This window comes from Mucilaginibacter sp. PAMC 26640, assembly GCA_001596135.1.
GTDB lineage: Bacteria > Bacteroidota > Bacteroidia > Sphingobacteriales > Sphingobacteriaceae > Mucilaginibacter.
In genome coordinates this window covers 5,331,197-5,349,178 of the sequence record CP014773.1, presented here as the reverse complement: position 1 = coordinate 5,349,178, position 17,982 = coordinate 5,331,197, and the positions used below count along the sequence as shown (strand labels likewise).

The window sequence follows — 17,982 nt, the reverse complement described above, 5'->3', positions numbered from 1 at the left end:
ACAACATGGCCGGATATAAAATCAATGGGTATGATCTACAAAGCGCGTTAGGTATTATAATAGATCAGGACAGGGCAACCGCTGATTCATTTGAAGGCCCTAGCGGAACCATGCCCGTGTTTTCGAAGGATTGGGGTAACGGTGTTGTTGAGTATGATCTGACTACAAATCCGGCTATAAAGCCACGGGTATTTACGATCAAAGGCACGCTGGTTGCTAGCTCGTTAACCGAATATTATGCGAATACATCACTGATCGCCAGCCTACTTCACCAAAACTATGTTACCCTTACTCAGATAGAGTCAGGCATCAAAGTAAATGCAAGGGTTAAGGATGGAGATATTGTTTGGCATAGGTTAACAAACCTGGACAATGATAAAATATTAGCCAGCTTCACATGGCAGTTTGATGAGGTTAAACAGAGCGTTCCATTCAAGGGTGATGCCTATTTGATTTACTTTGGCTTAGTTTCGACCGTTCCTACAACATCAGAACAGGTAACCGCACTTTCTAGTCAGGATTCGAGCAACCCAATAATAAATATAAATACCGGCACAACGCTAGCAACTTTTGTATTTGCGATACCTGCCTACATAAATGTTTTATCAATAGTGGATCAGACTATATCCGCCTCGCTTAACTATACACCTGCCTCGTTAACGGTTAATGGAAAATCTTACGTGATATACTCACTATCCCAATATACACCATACTTGGTTAATCACATACATAAAATAACACTTCAAAATGGCTGATAATACATTTGAATATCCTGGCCGATTTAGAATGACCACTCCGGGCGTTCTAGATTATTGGTATGGGCCATTTGCTAGCAAAGATTCTGCTGTTGCTATAATTCCATATGCGCTCAGGCATACCCGCACGATCGGTGTTATAACGAATGGGGTAGTTGAAGAATTCTTCTGGCCTGATATTAACGACCTTACAGCTACTGGCTTAGCAGCCACATCAAAAACGTCATCTCTTAATACAAACTTATCAGGACTGAGATCGATGGCTTCTATCAAAGCAGATGCTATTTATCAGACTATTGATTACGGGGGCGGCCAGTGGTATTATGACCCGTCTGACACCACAAGTGCAGATAACAGCGGTACAATTATAGTTAGTGGCACTAAGAGGTTTAAAAGGATATTTGATAACACGCAGGTTTTTGCAGAATGGTTCGGTGCTGTAGGTAATGGCACTACCGATGATACCGCAGCAATTCAGGCTGCAATCAATTATTCAAGCGGCAATAAAATAACGCGCGTTATGTTCAAGGCTGCCAATTACTTAATATCGCATATCGACTTAAAGCGAAATGTTTCGTTAATCGGTGCGGCATTATACCCATCTAACACTGCAAATATAGATATTGCTACCCGGTTCGTTGCAAGTACTTCCGGCCTTGTAATGGTAGGTTATCCCAGGGATGGCACATACCCAACACAAAACGGTGAGGAAACTTTGTTGGCAAAGTCAAACCCTAACCTCACTATTAAAAACATTGTTTTTGATGGCGTTTATAAGGCGTTAACCACTTTAGAGATAAAAGAATCATGGGGTTTTAAGATTGATAACTGCAGGTTTTTAAATGCGGTTCAGTACTCGTTGAGCCTATTTGATAATAACAATTTTGATATTTCAAACTGCATGATAAATGATTACTTATCAATTAGTAATGCAGATTATAACTTTCTGAATAATGAGGTGCTTGGTAACAGGTTGTTACCGGCTTATACCGCCGTTCAGCAAAGTAACGGAGTTAACACTAACAATAAAATTTACTTATCTCCTTATCAGGGTTCATATTATTCAAACTTTCCAATCAGCGCTGTAGATGCCGGAGGTTTATTTACAACCATTGCGCCAAATGTTTTAACCGGAAACCCTGGCTGGACATTTAACACCGGTACAGGCTCGTTTACTTATAACAAGAGCACAAATGTTTTAAACGTTACGGCGGCAAACACGCCTGATTATAAAATAGTAACCGATCTTCCGTCGCTAAATGTTGGTGACAGTTATACGATCACAGGGACGATTTACATGGATCCAAGTTCTGTTAATGCTAGCAGAATACTAAGCTTTATACCTGGTAATGAATCTCAAAGTTACGGTACTTCTACCGCTACTAATGGCAATACTGTTAATATAAATGTTACGTTTACTTATAACCCATCAAACCCATCCTTAACAAACCCGGTAAAGTTAAAATTTATTGCCGCCGCAAGTTCTGGTAATGACGTATTTGTTATTAGTAACCTGAAAATGGTTAATAATTCAATCGGAACCGGGATGAATAAATTGCCGGTAACGATAAGCATTGACCCGGCCGCTAGTACCAATATTCGTAATGCGTTCACATCGTCAGAGGCGTACTATATTAAATGGGTAAGTAATACCACATTTAGGTTAGCGAGCTCATACTATAATTATACCAATAACATCTGGTCGGTGCCACTGGCTGCCACCACAGGTGTGAGCAATGTTTTTGTTCAATCTCCGCAATCAGTTCTTGCTCTTATTGGCCGAAACTCGTACAATAACACCTTTTCAAGTAATAAATTTGAAGACATCTATAATATTGGGGTTCAGCTTCGGGGGGCATATCAAAATGTGTTCACCGGCAATACCATCACAAAGGGTAGTGTTTCAACTGGTTTGATTGTTGGGCTGTCTTTAGAATATGGATCTTCTTACAATACATTTTCAGGAGCGATCACCAATAGGTACCAGACCACAACAATTGATAAAATAGGTGTATCGATAAACATTGATAAGTATTCGGGACACAATGTATTTTCTGGATTATCATCTTGGGGGGCTAAGCAAATTGATGTTTACGATGATTACGTAGGTACATCTGATAACCAAAATATTTACTCTAACATTGGTGACAACACTTATATCTGGAGGCAAAGATCGCTTGATTATTCTCTTAACAATAGAAGGGGGTATATTTTTGCAGCGGGGGCAAGTAGTGTAAGCCATACCGTACCGATAATACTTGATAAAGATTTTACGCTTAACTTCAACGATCTTTATTTTGATAATAGCAACGCTGATATAACATTATTCGATCAAACAGATGCTTCACAGACTGATGCTGGGCGCTTAAGCATAAAGCGCCTTTCATCAACTACGGGCATCGTTATATATGTAGGCGGATCTGCTGTATTTACTTCGGCATCAGGGGCGCTTGCTAATTTAACGCCTTACGACATTACGGTAACACGTGATATGGCCTACGTATGGTCTGTGTACATTAATGGAGTAAAATTAACCCCTAATAGCAGCGCAAGCCCAAATACTGATATCGCATCTGGCGGGACAATAAAACCTTACATTGGTGGGTTATCAAACACTATAAGCACATATAGCATTAAGCGGTTCAGATACTTTAATGATGTGCTTGGCGATAGTGAGATAAGGTCTTTATTCTCTGGCTCTTTTTTAGACAAAAACTGTTTTAAGGTTACCAACCCTTTAAACTCGATCACTTCGGGTGTTGGTGTAATTGCTTCGGCGGTAGCCGCTACAGTAGCCGCAGGCGCGAACGGTTACAATGGCGGCGCCTCTATCGATGTATCTGTAACAGGTAGCACAAATTTAATAATCCTCAATGTAGCAAATGCGGATAATAGCCTAATAAATAAGTCACTTAGGCTTTCGTTTTATGCGAAATCTGCTAGTATTGGGATAATAAATATCACCCGAAACGGCATCACTCACTTTATCCCAATAACAAGCGGGTACAATAAATATTGCGTTTTGCTTAAGCCGGATATGAACGCCTCTTTGAAATCTACCGAGGCAATATCAATGTCGTTTGCAAATGAAGTTACAGGCTCATTTGGTAGTAGTGTTACCCCAGCAACATCCGGAACGATTAATTTTGATGATATTAAAGTTTTCACTGGTTTAACGCCGGTGGTTGTAGATTTAGACCTGACTAACCGCGACGGCGTAACTTATACCAATACGGCCGGTACAACGTTTGCGGCCTGGACTATTCCTGATATAATTGTAAATGCGGGTGTATCTCAATTTACACAAAGTGCTGGTGGTGCAAATAGTACCGGTGCCGCTTTTCAGTTTGGTAGGAATGGTTCCGGAATTGGGGTATTGCATGCGGTATATTCTAGTGGGCTAACCTCATCAAACGCAGTTCAAACAGCCTCATCGATAAATGTTAATGCCGCTCAAAGCGGTAGCGCTGGTTTGATCGGTCACGCTATTGACATTACCGAAACAACAAAAGGAAGTGGTATCTATGATATTTTAAGGTATAGGGTAAATAACAATGTTATGTTTGAGGGTGACGACATTGGTAACTTTACAGCTGCCGGGGCCTTGATTTCAAAAGCTCAAAAATTAGGATTAAGATCAATTTCAGCAGTAGCTACAACGATCAACCCGCTATCAGATTATACTATCAATATTTCTAGCGGAACATTTACACAACCATTGCCTGCGGCTCCTGTAAATACAGTATTCGTGATCAAGAATAGCGGAGCGGGTACTATTACACTATCAGCCACTTCAATTGACGGCACTACAACACTTGTGTTATCCGGTAAGGCTCCAGTGAGATTACAGGCTATCGATGCATCAGGCAATTACATTATAATTTAATCGCATGTACCTACCCATCTATTTTAACGGCGAAATTTTATCTCAGCTACCTGTTTACCCTAGCCTACCTATTGATTGGCAGCTGATGGGGGCTAAGGAGATAAAGGCGGATATTGAGTTGCCCGGTGTATTGGTATGCCCAATCGGATCTTACATCTTTTACAAGGGCAAGCAATATACCGTTAATACCATTCCGAGTGTTACCGCTGGTACCGGGGTAGATGCGTACAAGTACACCATTACTTTTGAGTCTGATTTCTATAGGCTTTATGATAAAAAACTTAAGCATCTCAAAAATAAAACATTTCAGTATTACGGCAGCCCGGCCGATTTTGCCCAGCTGATTGTTGACAATGTAAACGAGATTGATTCTGGATGGACCGTTGGCGCGTGTGATGCCGCTGCTGAAAAAGCAATCAATTTTGACGGGCATACCTGCAGAACTGCAATGGATACAGTGGCAGAAGCTTTCGGATTTGAATGGCCGGAAGATGGGAAGGTTATATCATTCGTTAAGCAGGTAGGAAACCTCACCACGCACGTATTTGAGCGCGGCATGGGTAAGGGCCTATACTCGTTAGGCTATGAGTACCAGAACGATAAAAACATAGTCACTCGGGCATTCGGTTACGGATCCAAAAGGAATCTGCCGCAGGACTACCGGAGCGGCGCAACGGAGTTGATGTTCAGCGAACTGTCGCTGGATAAAAATACCAGCCTGTACCGGGTTAAAGAGGGTGATTATATCAATGAAGACATCTACCCTAAAATAAATGGGCTAGTTACTGGTGTAAGCGCCTTTGATGCGAATGCTGAATACTTTTTCATTACCGATAGTACGCTTAATTTTAATCTGAAAGATTACTTCAGCAGCGAAACGCCAAAAATATCTTTCCTCACCGGTGAACTTGAGGGCCAGGAGTTTGATATATTGGATTATGCGCCGGATACCAAAACCATCAAGGTTAAGGTATTTACTGACAGTAGCAATAACAAACAACCTAACTCCGTATTCCAAGCGGCGGCTAACGATACCTATACACTATTTGATATGTTCTTACCAACAGAGCGTGTCACTGCGGCAGAGAATGAGTTACGAGTAGCCACACAAGCCTGGCTTGATGAAAATAGCGTGCCGCGCGTATTGTATAGTCTGGAGATGGATCCGCTGTATGCCCGTGATAATGGGATCATGCTGCAGCCCGGCGATAAGGTAACTGTAAAGGATACAGCTTTGGGGATTAATAGTTTGATACGGGTAACATCGATCAACTATCCTATCAACTTTCCTGAAACAATTACTCCGGAAACAAAGATCACCGTACAGATTGCCAATTTCATTCCATACACTACCACCGAACGGCTTATATCATCTGCCATCGATAACAAGCAGGATATAAAATTGGTTGACCGTACCAATGCGGAGAGGGCGAGGCGTGCGTCATACAATTTAAAATCACTGCAAACAAGGATATTCAATCCTGATGGTTCGCTGTTCACCGGGGTAAATAGCTTGGTGGCTGGTATGGGAACATTTGGATATGACTCTCAAAATTTCAATCTCAATAACGTCCTTATTGTACCCAATGCCGGCGGGAACCCAAACACACTGAATATCTCATTGGGTTCCCTGACACATTATATCTATAAGGTAGATGGCTTGGGTTATGTATGGAATATTCCTTCAAATGCAAGCTTTACCGGACTTGACCCTGCTAAGTTCTACTTTATTTATGCAAAGTGTAACAAAGCTGCCCTTACCGGCACATGGGGAATATCTATCTCACCGGTTGGCGTAAACGATATAGCAGGATATTACGCTTTCAATTTGGGCCTATTATATGAAGTAAAAGATGGATTTAGAGACTTTGATTTAACAAAAGGTATAACAACAATAGTTGGGGATCGCATAAAGACAGGGGAAATATCCAGTATTGATGGAGTTACTAAATTCAATTTAAATACCGGTACAATTACCGGGCGCATTCAGTTCGCTTCCGGTTCTTCTGGCTATAATCAATTAACTGACAAACCTGACTTAAGCCATTATGCTGACTTCTCATATATCGATGCCATCAAAGATGAATTACAAAATCAGATAGATGGGCAGCTGACAAACTGGTTTTATGATTATGAGCCGAGCTTATCAAATGCGCCGGCTAATTCTTGGACAACTGACGATATACGAAATACGCACTTAGGAGATCTTTTTTACTGGACCTCAAAGGGCTATGCCTACAGATTTGCTAAAGACGCGGGAACCGGCGCTTATAGCTGGATTGCTATTACAAACGTTGACATAATACTTGCTTTGCAAAGAGCGGCTACCGCGCAAGATACTGCTGACGGAAAACGCCGGGTATTTACAACAACTCCTGTAGCACCTTATGATCCAGGCGATTTATGGGCGGGCGGTACCAGTTCAGATCTGAAAGTATGTGTTACTGCCAGGGCAGCGGGTTATGGGTTCAATAGCGCTGATTGGCCACTTGCTACAAAATATACCGACGACACAACCGCGAATGCTGCATTAGCCGCTGCCGCCGATGCTAACAACTTTGTAATTGCTGTAAGAGATAGCCTTCAAAATCAGATCGACGGTCAAATTACAAGTTGGTTTTACGATTATCAACCAACGCTATCAAATGCCCCAACCAACTCATGGACAACAGACGGCACTAAGGATATTCATTTAGGTGATTTATTCTACTGGACTTCGAAGGGTTACGCTTATAGGTTTGCTAAAGTAGGAAGCGTTTATAGTTGGATGCAAATATCTGACACGGATGTAGTTTTAGCCTTAACAACAGCCAATGCTGCCAAGGACACGGCCGACGGTAAAAGGCGCGTATTTGTTACAACTCCCGTAACTCCTTATGATGCCGGGGACCTATGGGCTGGTGGATCGGGTGCTGACTTAAAGAGGTGTATTGTATCAAGGGCTAGCGGTGCTTATAACGCTGCTGATTGGGATTTAGCCACCAAATACACGGATGATACACTTGCTTACCAAGCTTCATTGGATGCGGCCTCTGCTATAGCTAACGCTAGCAATGCCCAGAGCACAGCCAATAGGGCGGCTACGGTTACTGATGGGTTGTTTACAATTATCGATGGCAACATCGTTGCGACAGGTACGGTTATCGTTGGTGATGCTACCCACATTAACGCAGGGTTGACCGGGGTAACCGATAATGGTGTTAATAGTATCCGGCAGTGGGCAGGTGCTACGTATGCGAACAGGGCTACCGCGCCTTTTAGGGTAACGGATGCTGGGGATGTGGTGATGACATCAGCGCAAATAACCGGGTTGATCAATGCGGTGGCCGGCAAGATAGCGAACTGGACAATTGACTCAATGGGGTTAAAAAACACATCCAATACCGATGCTTACATTGTTCAGGAAAAAACAAATTCAAGCGGCACAGTTGAAGTTCGTGCTGCAATGGGTACTGCAATTAATATTAATACTCTTGTTGGTGAGTTTATAAATCACAAACCAAATTCAGCCGGAGCCAATAAGGGAATAAGCGTTTCTGTAACTGGTGGTACCTGGAAGACTCCAATGCTAGCAGGCACTACAGGAAATATTGCGGCCGAATTAGAAGGTGATTTGTATCACTCAGGTGGAAAGATAATCACCAATGGTGTGCTTACTTATACAGGCAATGTGGGGTACATGAAAATAGACGGGTCGTCTGCATTGTTAAGGGTAACAAACGGACTTATAACCGCTATCTCGTAATTATTTCTCCCAATCAGAGGTAACTCTTTCGTAAACGATCCTTTCATTTCGGGAGGTTACCACTAATTGTTTTTTATCAACCGATATTATTTTATAGTGGTAGTTGATTGCAGGCAATAAAATAACAGTTAAACTGTCGCTGTTTTTTGTAACTGAGTATGGATCAGACTTCCCTTCGAGATTATTTACTGAGAAAGATGAAGTTCCTGATTTCCAGTATCCAAGTAAAGGATTACCTACCACAACTGGTATTTGTTCTTTAATGCAAGATGATAAGGTTACTACTATGCAGATTATGAATATCTTTTTCATTGGTTTAGGATTATATTTTAAAAATACAAAAAATAATATTCTAACCAATAGTTGTATAAAATTAATTTACAGGCACTTACTATCCCCCGCCAGTAACTACGCTTACCACCCGCGCGTGAGCATAGGAAGTATTTTTGCAATACGATAATTATTGTATGGGTAAAATACTAACGGGAATAGATTCGTGGCTTAATAACGAACCAAATCTACCCAAAGAACTTCAGCAGGCGTTAACTCACAACGGGATATTGGAAACGAAAGGGTCCGGTAATACGGTTGATATAATGAAGTGGGCTAAAGAGCTTGGTGTTATTGGGTGGTACCCATCAGATGCTACGGCGTGGTGCGGATTGTTCAAGGGTGTATGTGCCTACAGGGCCGGTTGGTTAAAGCTACCTGCCCCCAGCGTTCTATCATCCCTCTCATGGCGTAAGTGGGGGAAGGTTATACCTCTCAAAGATGCTTGTGTTGGTGACACCCTAATTAAAGAGCGCGAAGGCGGCGGGCACGTAACCTATTACATCGGGGAAAATGATACTCACTTCCGCTGCTTCGGCGGAAATCAGTCCGATTCTGTTTGCCCGGCATGGATCCTAAAGTCAAGTTTTACCGATTGCAGGCGCGCGCCGTTTACGGTTCAACCATTAGGAGTTAAGAAACATTATTACAAAAATTTGGACGGCTCAATAGCCAACGTAAGCGAAGCGTAGGGGGGATATAATGGCACTGAACGATATTAACAGGGTAACATTTAGCCAGGTCACAAAGTCACCAACAACATATATGCTGATGGTTGCCGTGGCATTGGTAATGTTTTTTGTGAACAAATTTGGCAATACATCTGATCAGGTAAATGTAAACTGCGAGACTGAGAAGACTGAATTGCGGAAGGAGTTGGTGCAGGCCCGGGCGGATAAAGATGCCCTCACTACCGCGCTGCTGGTAAAGAACGGTATTATTCTACAGCAAGCACAAGAACAAGCAAATTTGGATAGTACCATACGGACAAAAGTTGGGCAAAAAGCAAAGAAAATAGTTAAAGAAAAATAGGATGAAAAATATCAAGTACTACGCTATAGGGGTATGCGCTCTTATATTATTAAGTTACTTTGGTTACAAGTTTGTTGAGAACACTCAAAAACTAGCCGATAAGGAGCAAACGGAAAAGTCGGTTAAAAAGGCTATTCAAAAAGAGGCTACCGAAATTAAACGCCAGGTGGATAAGAAGGGCATTGAATCAGTGCTGTTTGACATCACCGGTAATAAAGGCACGATAGATCAGCTGATGTCTAATGAGGGCACCAAGGGGATCATTGATACCACAGCAATGGCGCTGGATCTTCGGACAAAGCAACTTAAAGAAGTGCTGGTTATTAAGTCAACACTGGAAGCAAATAACCTACAGCTACGCAGGCAATTAGATAGCAGTAAGCGAGTCTTTTATACCTACAACGGTAACGGCCTGAAATTAAAGTTCACCCCACCAAACGCACTTGACAGCAATAGCGTAGCAACTGCAGACTTTACCGCTAACGTTAATATCAAAGCAACCCAATATTGGAAAAGAAGCTGGATATTGGGTGCTAAAAAGTCTATACTATCTGTGACTTCCGACAACCCGATGTTTAAGATCAATGGTGCAGACTATGTAGAGTTTGAGCAGAAGCAGCCAACATTCGGTTTGCGCCTACAAGGTAATTCATCATACAACTTTGAAACAGGAGAGGCAGGCTTCGGACCGGCTGCACGTTTGGATATTGGGCGCTTTAGCATCCAGGGCCGGTTAACCAAATATGTAAATACTCCCGGATGGTCAAAAAGCATTAATGCTAGTTATGATTTGGTGAGGTTTTAGGCACCCGGGGGCGGAGCGGTATCAACCAAATATATCATCCGCAGCCGCATCCAGCGCGTCTTCATTTCGGATATCATTAAGGTATTGCTGATGCACCGCAAGCGAACTATGCCCTAATAGCTCCATTGTAACCATCGGATTGTTGATCTTATCTATGGCCATACGTGCAAAGGTATGCCGGGCGATGTGAGATGACAGGGGTTTGGTTATGCCAGCTTTGATTGCAAGTTGTTTAAGATATTTATTTACCAGCGCAGTACATCCCTTCTTTTCATTATGGGCAATGGCTTTATTTTCGAACTCAGATAGTTTGGGGTTAAATTTAAAATTGTATAATGGAAATAGCCTTTCAGACTTTCCGCTGTACTTATTGACAATAACTTGGGCCTTTGGGATAAGCCGCGAGCCAACATTGTTTTTACCTGATGAGTTATTAGCTTCGTACCGGCCATTTTTAAATTGCTCGCTATACGCTTGAAGTAAGGAGCCAATCCTTGCTCCGCGAAGATAAACTTGCAGCAAAAAAATGTCCCTGACGCAATCAAGTACCGAATCTTCTTTGAGTTCCAAGCCCTCAATCATTAATAGTTCTTGTGAGGTTAACTTTTGCTTAACAGGCTTTTTGGTTGCTACCTTATATTCTTTAACGTCAATATCAGATACCTTGCCGGTGTACCGCTCAACTATCCTTCGTATTGTTTTAAGCTTTTTTTGAATGGTAGAACTTTTGTTCGGCTTCTTAATTACCTTATCGCCTATTTTGATTTCTGAACCCAAATAAATGACGTATCTCTTAAACCATTTTAGATCAATATCTGATATGTTTAAAGCTTTAGAATCGGTAAATAGCAGTAGATCTTTTTTATATGAACTTAGCGAATCGAATGAGCCTGGTTTATTCTCATTTTTAAACCGATTGCATTCCTGATCCATGACATTGTCCAGGGTTAGAATCTCTTTTTTATCAAAAAATGAATTGCCCCCACCTGAACCATTCAGAATCTTTAGCAGTTCCCTTTCGTGCTCTGCATACTTCTCAGATATCAAGTTATTCACGTATGAGGAATTACTTACTTTGCTTTTTACCCGGTTTGTCTTAAAGTCCCAATCAGATTCTAAGCACTTATAGATTCCTTTTCTGTGCAGCTTGCCATCAATATAAAACTGGAGCTGTATTGGGTGAGTTCCGTCAGCATGTGTTTTGCCTTTAAAAAGTCTGACTTTTAAATTGGTGCTCATTTTAACGGTGTCCGATTGGTGTCAGGAAATTGGTGTCAAAGGGACTGCAAATGTATTTTTTAAATCAATAGATTTTTACTTTTATTTTTATAGTAATGTTAAAAAAATAGTTATTGTATATTCTTGAGTACTTTCATACTAAACATTTTTAAATAAACCCTTCCATTCAGGAAAACAAAAAACGGGGCAACATCAATAGCTGATGATTGCCCCGTTGCTGTTTAATATGTTTTGTAGCTACTTCTGTACTGCAAATAGCGGGTTCATCCGCAAATAACCACCATCCGCAAAGCTGATCTTATAATCAGATTTGAAATGGGTGCTGGGTTTGTAATAATCGGTGGAGATGATCTGCGCACCAGACGCTTGCGCTGCCACAAAGCTGCTTTTGTCGTTTGCCCTTGCTTCCTGGGTGTCGCTATCGGCCCGTGTACGGATGATATACCCTTTTTTAACCAGTTCGGTAATTTCTGCCTGTTGCTTTTTGGCATCATTCATTACATAAATGGCAGCTTCAGGTGCACCCGGTGCGGTATTAGTGAACAATACTCTGCCTTTTAAAGACGGGTGGCCCGCGATATAGATATCTGCTTTGGCTTTTGGCTCATCCAGTAAAAAAATGAATTTACCTTGCGCCTGCTTTAAAGTCGGCCAGTTTTGGTGTAAAACCGCTTCTTCTAAAGTTTTGTATTTGCCACGAACTTTATCCGGGGTTAACACATGATTCATGCCCAGGTTATCAGCAATTTCCTTGTCCAATTTATCGTAAATGCGGGAGTCGAATTTATCCGGAACGGTAAAGCCCGGATTTTTCATCGCTTCATCTTTAGCGTTCATGGTCACATATATCGGGTTATGATCCGGGTGCGCGTCTGACCATTTTCTGAGCTCCTGCAGGCATTGTTTAAAGGTAGCACACTGGCTCCTGAAATCAATATCCTGAATGTGGAACACTTTAAAGCCAGGTTGTTTCATTACGCCTTCCGTATCAAAAGCCGGTTGGCCGGGTACCCAAACCAGGCCCTTTGGCTGGGCATACTTGCCGCCCAGGGTATCTGCGTACACATCTATTTCCAGGTCCAGCAAACCCATATCTAATTGTTCGGTAAGGGTGCTGTGCTCGTAATCTATCTTGCTCATGGCAACCGAATCGCGGCCCTGCAGCATTTTAAACAGTTTTGGATCGATAGCTTTTTTGTAGCTATTGTGCGATCCTATCACCTGCACGTGGTTAATGGGCGTGTTATCGCCAGGGGTGCTGATGCCTGTGAACGAACAGGCTGCGATTAGTAATAAACCTCCTAATGTAGTTTTCATAGTGTTGTAAATTACAAACAGCCCCGACCGGGTAAAGTTGGGGCTGTTTGGGTGTTTAGTTTATTAAAATTAATAACCGGGGTTTTGTACCAGGTTTGGGTTTAGTTTTATCTCCTGTGCAGGGATAGGGTAAAGCCTGCGGTTAACGTCTTTATTCATCGTTAACACGTCGTTAGGCAGCGGATATTCCGTCTCAAACTGGCCAAAACGGATCAGGTCATTACGGCGCCAGGCTTCCCATGAAAACTCGCGGGCGCGTTCGTCTAATAAACCTGACAGGTCGATACCAGAAACGGTTGGTGCGCCTGCACGTGCACGGATCTTGTTAACCAATACATCTGCGGTCTGCAATTCACCATTAACGCTGGTAGCTTGCGCACCGCGTAAAATAGCCTCAGCTTTCATCATCATCACATCGGCCAGGCGGAAAACCGGTACATCGTTACCATTTAAGCGGGTTGCCTGGATGATGGTTGGGTCCGGGTAGTATTTTAAGGAACGCACACCTTCAGATTGACTGGCGATGGTATTGCCTAAATCCATCGGCTTGCCGGGAACCAGCGTTAATTTTGGCTCAATGTAGATCTGTGTGGTAGTGCTTGGGTAATACACCGGCTGGCTGGTGAAACCGCCGTTGCCATCAGGGAAAAACTGCGGGCCTGCCAACCAGGTCTTGGTACGCACATCACCCGGTAAATTAAATCGGTTGTAAAATTCAGGCGTGGTACTCATGGCAATACTTAAACCAACGTTAAAACCGTATGCATTTACCAGGTAGTAAAAGAAACCAAAACGGGTAAACTGGTTGCCCGGAATCTGTTGATCGTAAGGGATCGCAAAGATGGTCTCGTTGATCTGCGGTCCGTTGGTTGGTAAAAATATATCGCGGTATTTGGCATCCAGACTATAGTTGTTATTCTTTAAAACACTATCAGCCATGGCAACGGTTTCGGTGTATTTAGCGGTGCCGGTATAAACCTGGGCATTTAGATACATTTTTTCCAGCAAAGCAAATACCAGCGCCTTTGTGGGGCGGCCATAATATAATGTAGCGTTTGCGCTGGTTTTGGCAGGCAGCAAAGGTAGCACGGCTTGTAACTCGCTTTCGATAAACTGGTATACTTTAGCGCGGGGTTGGGTAGCCGGTTGGGTAGTTACCGGGAACTCGGTGATGATGGGTACGTTACCGTAAAGATCCATCATGAAGTACATGTAAAGGGCACGCATTGCTTTAACCTCGGCTACGGATGAAGCTTTTTTAGCATCAGACGAAGGGCCTGCGTTAATTACGCTGATGATACGGTTACAGGTGTTTACGCCACCAAAACCCCACTGCCATATAGTGGAAACGTTTGGATGATCAAACGTCCAGGTGTGGTAGTGCAACTGGCGGTACTGGCCACCATCATCAAAGTTGCCATCGCGGGCGGGCAGGATAGCTTCATCAGTGGCAAGCTCCTGCATGCGCCAGTAAGGCACTGCAAATTGTGACGACAAGTTGGAGTAAATGGTACCGATGAGTGCGTTATAATCGGCATCGGTAACCGGGAAGTTTGATTTTACGTACTGTGATTCAACAGGTACATCTAACTTCGTGCACGAGTAGTTGCTAACCAGCAGTGCTACGGTGGCAAATAGGATAAATATCTTTTTCATCTGTATGGTTTGTTGGATGTTATTAAAATGTTGCGGTTACACCTGCGCTGAACGTGCGGGTTTTAGGATAAAAATCTTTGTTATCTATACCCGGGGTTAAACCACCAATGTTAACTTCCGGATCTACACCGCGGTATTTGGTGATAATAAAGATGTTGTTACCCGATAAATACAGACGGATGCTTTTAACACCTTTAAATTTAGGCCTGATGGTATAACCTAATGTGGCGTTATCCAAACGGAGGTATGAACCGCTTTCCAGGTAACGATCTGAGATCAGGTAAGCGTTGATATCTTTATATGATTCTCCTAAAGTAAATCTCGGGATGTTCTGGAATTTTGCATCGGCCGGGTTGTTAAGCCCTGCCAGGGTAGCATTCAGAATCTGGTTGCCGTAAACACCACGCACCAGGAAGTTCAAGTCGAAGCTTTTGTAGGTGAAGGTATTGCTCCAGCCGTAGATGATTTTTGGCTGTGCACTGCCGGTGATCACCTGATCTGTTGTAAGCGGCTGCGCGGCAGTTGTTGAACCATCTGCTTTTTGATAGGTACTTACGCCGTTAGCGTTTTTACCCAGGTAGTGCCATAAATAATAGGTACCGATAGCATAACCCGGCTGCACGATCTGGCTGTAATTACCCGATTGGCCTTTACCGCCTAGTTGTGCAGTGTAAAAGTTGTTGACGGTAAATTGTGCGTTAGACAGGCTTTCTACCACGTTTTTGTTATGTGCGGCATTGATGGACGTGCGCCAGGTAAAGCTGTTAGATCTTACAGGAACTGCGCTGATCACTACCTCAACACCACTATTCTTGATCTTACCCACGTTGGCGGTTAAGGTTGGCACAAAATACTGTGTGGTTGATACGTTGTAGTTGGTGATCAGATCTGATGTTCTTTTGACGTAATAATCTACCGAACCGGTTAAACGGTTGCCGAACAAACCAAAATCCAAACCGATGTTAGTGGTAGCGGTGCTTTCCCATTTAAGATCGGGATTGTCATTACGTACCGGGCCGATAGGGTTGGTAATAACACCATTGCTCAGGAACTTACCACCACCCGGAGGAATACCGTAGATCAGCTGAGCGGTAAAGGCGTCAAAACCAAGGCTGTTACCAGATACACCGTAACCTGCACGCAGTTTCAAATCGCTAAACACAGGCATTCTTTCCATGAACTTTTCGCTGATGATCCTCCATCCGGCAGATACAGCGGGGAAGTAACCATGGCGCTGGTTTAAACCGAACGCCGATGAACCATCTTCCCTTAATGAGGCCTGGAAAAGGTATTTGTCATTGTACTGGTATTGTGCACGGCCATAGTACGATATCAATCTTAAAGTTGAAATGTAGTTTTGGTTGAAAGCGATCTGTGAAAGATTGGTTGGATTAGATAAATAAAGGTTGTTAAAAGTTAGGTTATCGTTAGAGAAGTTTTGGGTTTGTACACCAAAACCATCATTGGTACGATCCTGCTGGTAAGAGTAACCACCTAATAATTTAATGGAGTGCAGGCCAAAGTCGCGGTCGTAGTTTAAGAAGGCTTCAACAACATCACTGGTGTTTTTGTAAGCACTGCGGTTAGCCACGCCACCTAAACCAACTGCAATGCCGGATTTACTGTTGTAATAAGTATTAACGTTATTCTGATCTTTCTGAGTAGAACCGTTCAGCGTAAACTTTAAGCCTTTCAAGATATCAACTGAAGCAAAACCATTGATAAGCGTTTTGTTGTTATCAGTTTTGATAAAGTTATTATCTATCAACGATAGCGGGTTTAAAGTACCGCTGCCTGTACGGGCAAAGTTTTCTTTATAACTGCCATCCGGGTTAAACGGGCTAACAGTTGGCAGGTAAAATAATACGCCCGGTAACACCTGGCTTTGTATAATGTCATCGCTTTTAGTACCGCTGTTGGTAAGGGTGATGCCCAGTTTCAACCTGTCGTTAAAAAAGCGCTGGTTAATGTAGCCCTTAAAAATGGTACGTTCTAAGCCGGTATTTTTAAGGATACCGTTGTTTTTAAAGTAATTGACACTTACGCCATAATCAGCATTGTTGCCGGCACCACTGTAAGATAAATTGTGATTTTGAGAGTAGCTGGTTTTGGTGGCTAATTTTTGCCAGTTGGTGTTTGATCCATCGTCATCAAGGGGTTTAGCTAAAGGCGTAACACCATTATCTGACAAATACTTACGTAGTTCGTCACCACTTAGCACATCAATTTGCTTTGATACGTTTTCAACAGCTGCATAGGCACTGTAAGCAAGCCTGGTTTGGCCTGCCCTGGCTTTGCGCGTGGTAACAATAATTACACCGTTAGCGGCACGCGAACCGTAGATAGCGGTTGATGACGCATCTTTCAAAACGTCGATACTTTCGATATCAGCAGGGGCGAGCAGGTCGATGGAAGCGCCTGGTACACCATCTATCACATAAAATGGCTGCTGTGCAGCACCTTCACGCAGGGTTGACGGGCCACGGAGGATTGTAGCAGCCTGTTTGTTAGGGTCACCGCTTTTGGTGATGTTTAAACCTGCAACTTTACCCTGCAAAAGTTCTGCGGGGGTGGTTAAAACACCAGCGTTAAACTCTTCGGCCTTTACCGAAGTAATGGCACCTGTAACATCCTTTTTGCTGGATGTACCGTAACCGATCACCACAACATCTTTTAGTTGCCTGGCATCGGGAGAAAGACTTACGTTAACTGTATTATCGGCCCCAACTTTTACATCGCGGGTGTTGTAGCCAATAAAGCTAAACCTTAAAGTTACGATATTACCCGATACGTTTACGGTGTATTTACCGTTAACATCTGTCATAACACCTGTAGAGCTACCTGTAACAGATACGGAAACGCCGGGAAGCGGCTGGTTTTTTTCGTCGGTTATGGTACCTTTTATGGTACGCCCGGTTTGTGCAAAGGCTGGCGCAATGCTCATCAGCATGGCGAACAGTAACATTGCCCATTGCCTTGAATGATATTTGTTACCATTAATAAAGCGCAGGTAAATTTGTTTCATAAATGAATGGGATTTGGAGTAGTTAAAAAACGCGTTTAAATTAAATGCAAAGTAACGCGGCCTTTGTTATCAAAATATCACCCATCTGTTAGCATATTGATAACATTTGTAATCAGATGTAGGTAGTCTCCGCATAATTGTGTCGAGAGTTAACACCATCTTAATGTGAATTTTAACTGGGGTGTTCATCGC

General features: G+C 42.8%; 11 protein-coding genes. 6 read left to right on the top strand and 5 right to left on the bottom strand.

Features of this window, described 5'->3' with window-relative positions; translation table 11 throughout:
* Positions 1–5 precede the first annotated feature (5 nt).
* The 3 genes from A0256_23105 to A0256_23095 are packed head-to-tail and all read left to right on the top strand — an operon-like array spanning position 6 to position 8,386.
* On the top strand, positions 6–755 hold the full coding sequence (locus A0256_23105) for a hypothetical protein (protein AMR34129.1): 750 nt from the start codon (positions 6–8) through the stop codon (positions 753–755).
* Positions 756–786: 31 nt separating this feature from the next.
* Positions 787–4,641, top strand: a complete 3,855-nt coding sequence (locus A0256_23100; GenBank protein AMR34128.1) for a hypothetical protein — start codon at positions 787–789, stop codon at positions 4,639–4,641.
* Positions 4,642–4,645: 4 nt separating this feature from the next.
* Positions 4,646–8,386: a hypothetical protein gene (locus A0256_23095; protein ID AMR34127.1), complete on the top strand. Its 3,741-nt coding sequence runs from the start codon at positions 4,646–4,648 to the stop codon at positions 8,384–8,386.
* Here A0256_23095 and A0256_23090 read toward each other — a convergent pair whose 3' ends face one another.
* Positions 8,387–8,698, bottom strand: a complete 312-nt coding sequence (locus A0256_23090; protein AMR34126.1) for a hypothetical protein — start codon at positions 8,696–8,698, stop codon at positions 8,387–8,389.
* 155 nt (positions 8,699–8,853) lie between these two features.
* Here A0256_23090 and A0256_23085 point away from each other — a divergent pair, with 155 nt between their 5' ends.
* The 3 genes from A0256_23085 to A0256_23075 all read left to right on the top strand — a co-directional run bounded on the left by A0256_23085 (position 8,854) and on the right by A0256_23075 (position 10,553).
* The gene (locus tag A0256_23085; GenBank protein AMR34125.1) at positions 8,854–9,408 is read left to right on the top strand and encodes a hypothetical protein; all 555 of its coding nucleotides are present in this window, start codon (positions 8,854–8,856) and stop codon (positions 9,406–9,408) included.
* Positions 9,409–9,481: 73 nt separating this feature from the next.
* Positions 9,482–9,748, top strand: coding sequence for a hypothetical protein (locus A0256_23080; protein ID AMR34124.1), 267 nt, complete (start codon positions 9,482–9,484; stop codon positions 9,746–9,748).
* Between the two features lies 1 nt (position 9,749).
* Positions 9,750–10,553, top strand: a complete 804-nt coding sequence (locus tag A0256_23075) for a hypothetical protein (GenBank protein ID AMR34123.1) — start codon at positions 9,750–9,752, stop codon at positions 10,551–10,553.
* A 21-nt stretch (positions 10,554–10,574) separates the two neighbouring features.
* On the opposite strand, the gene A0256_23070 is transcribed toward A0256_23075, so the two are convergent.
* The 4 genes from A0256_23070 to A0256_23055 all read right to left on the bottom strand — a co-directional run bounded on the left by A0256_23070 (position 10,575) and on the right by A0256_23055 (position 17,790).
* Positions 10,575–11,792, bottom strand: coding sequence for a hypothetical protein (locus A0256_23070; protein ID AMR34122.1), 1,218 nt, complete (start codon positions 11,790–11,792; stop codon positions 10,575–10,577).
* A gap of 237 nt (positions 11,793–12,029) precedes the next feature.
* On the bottom strand, positions 12,030–13,109 hold the full coding sequence (locus A0256_23065; protein ID AMR34121.1) for a hypothetical protein: 1,080 nt from the start codon (positions 13,107–13,109) through the stop codon (positions 12,030–12,032).
* Between the two features lie 69 nt (positions 13,110–13,178).
* The gene (locus A0256_23060) at positions 13,179–14,765 is read right to left on the bottom strand and encodes a hypothetical protein (GenBank protein AMR34120.1); all 1,587 of its coding nucleotides are present in this window, start codon (positions 14,763–14,765) and stop codon (positions 13,179–13,181) included.
* Positions 14,766–14,787: 22 nt separating this feature from the next.
* Entirely contained in the window at positions 14,788–17,790 is a 3,003-nt protein-coding gene (locus A0256_23055; GenBank protein AMR34119.1) for a SusC/RagA family TonB-linked outer membrane protein, read from the bottom strand.
* Between the last annotated feature and the right edge of the window lie 192 nt (positions 17,791–17,982).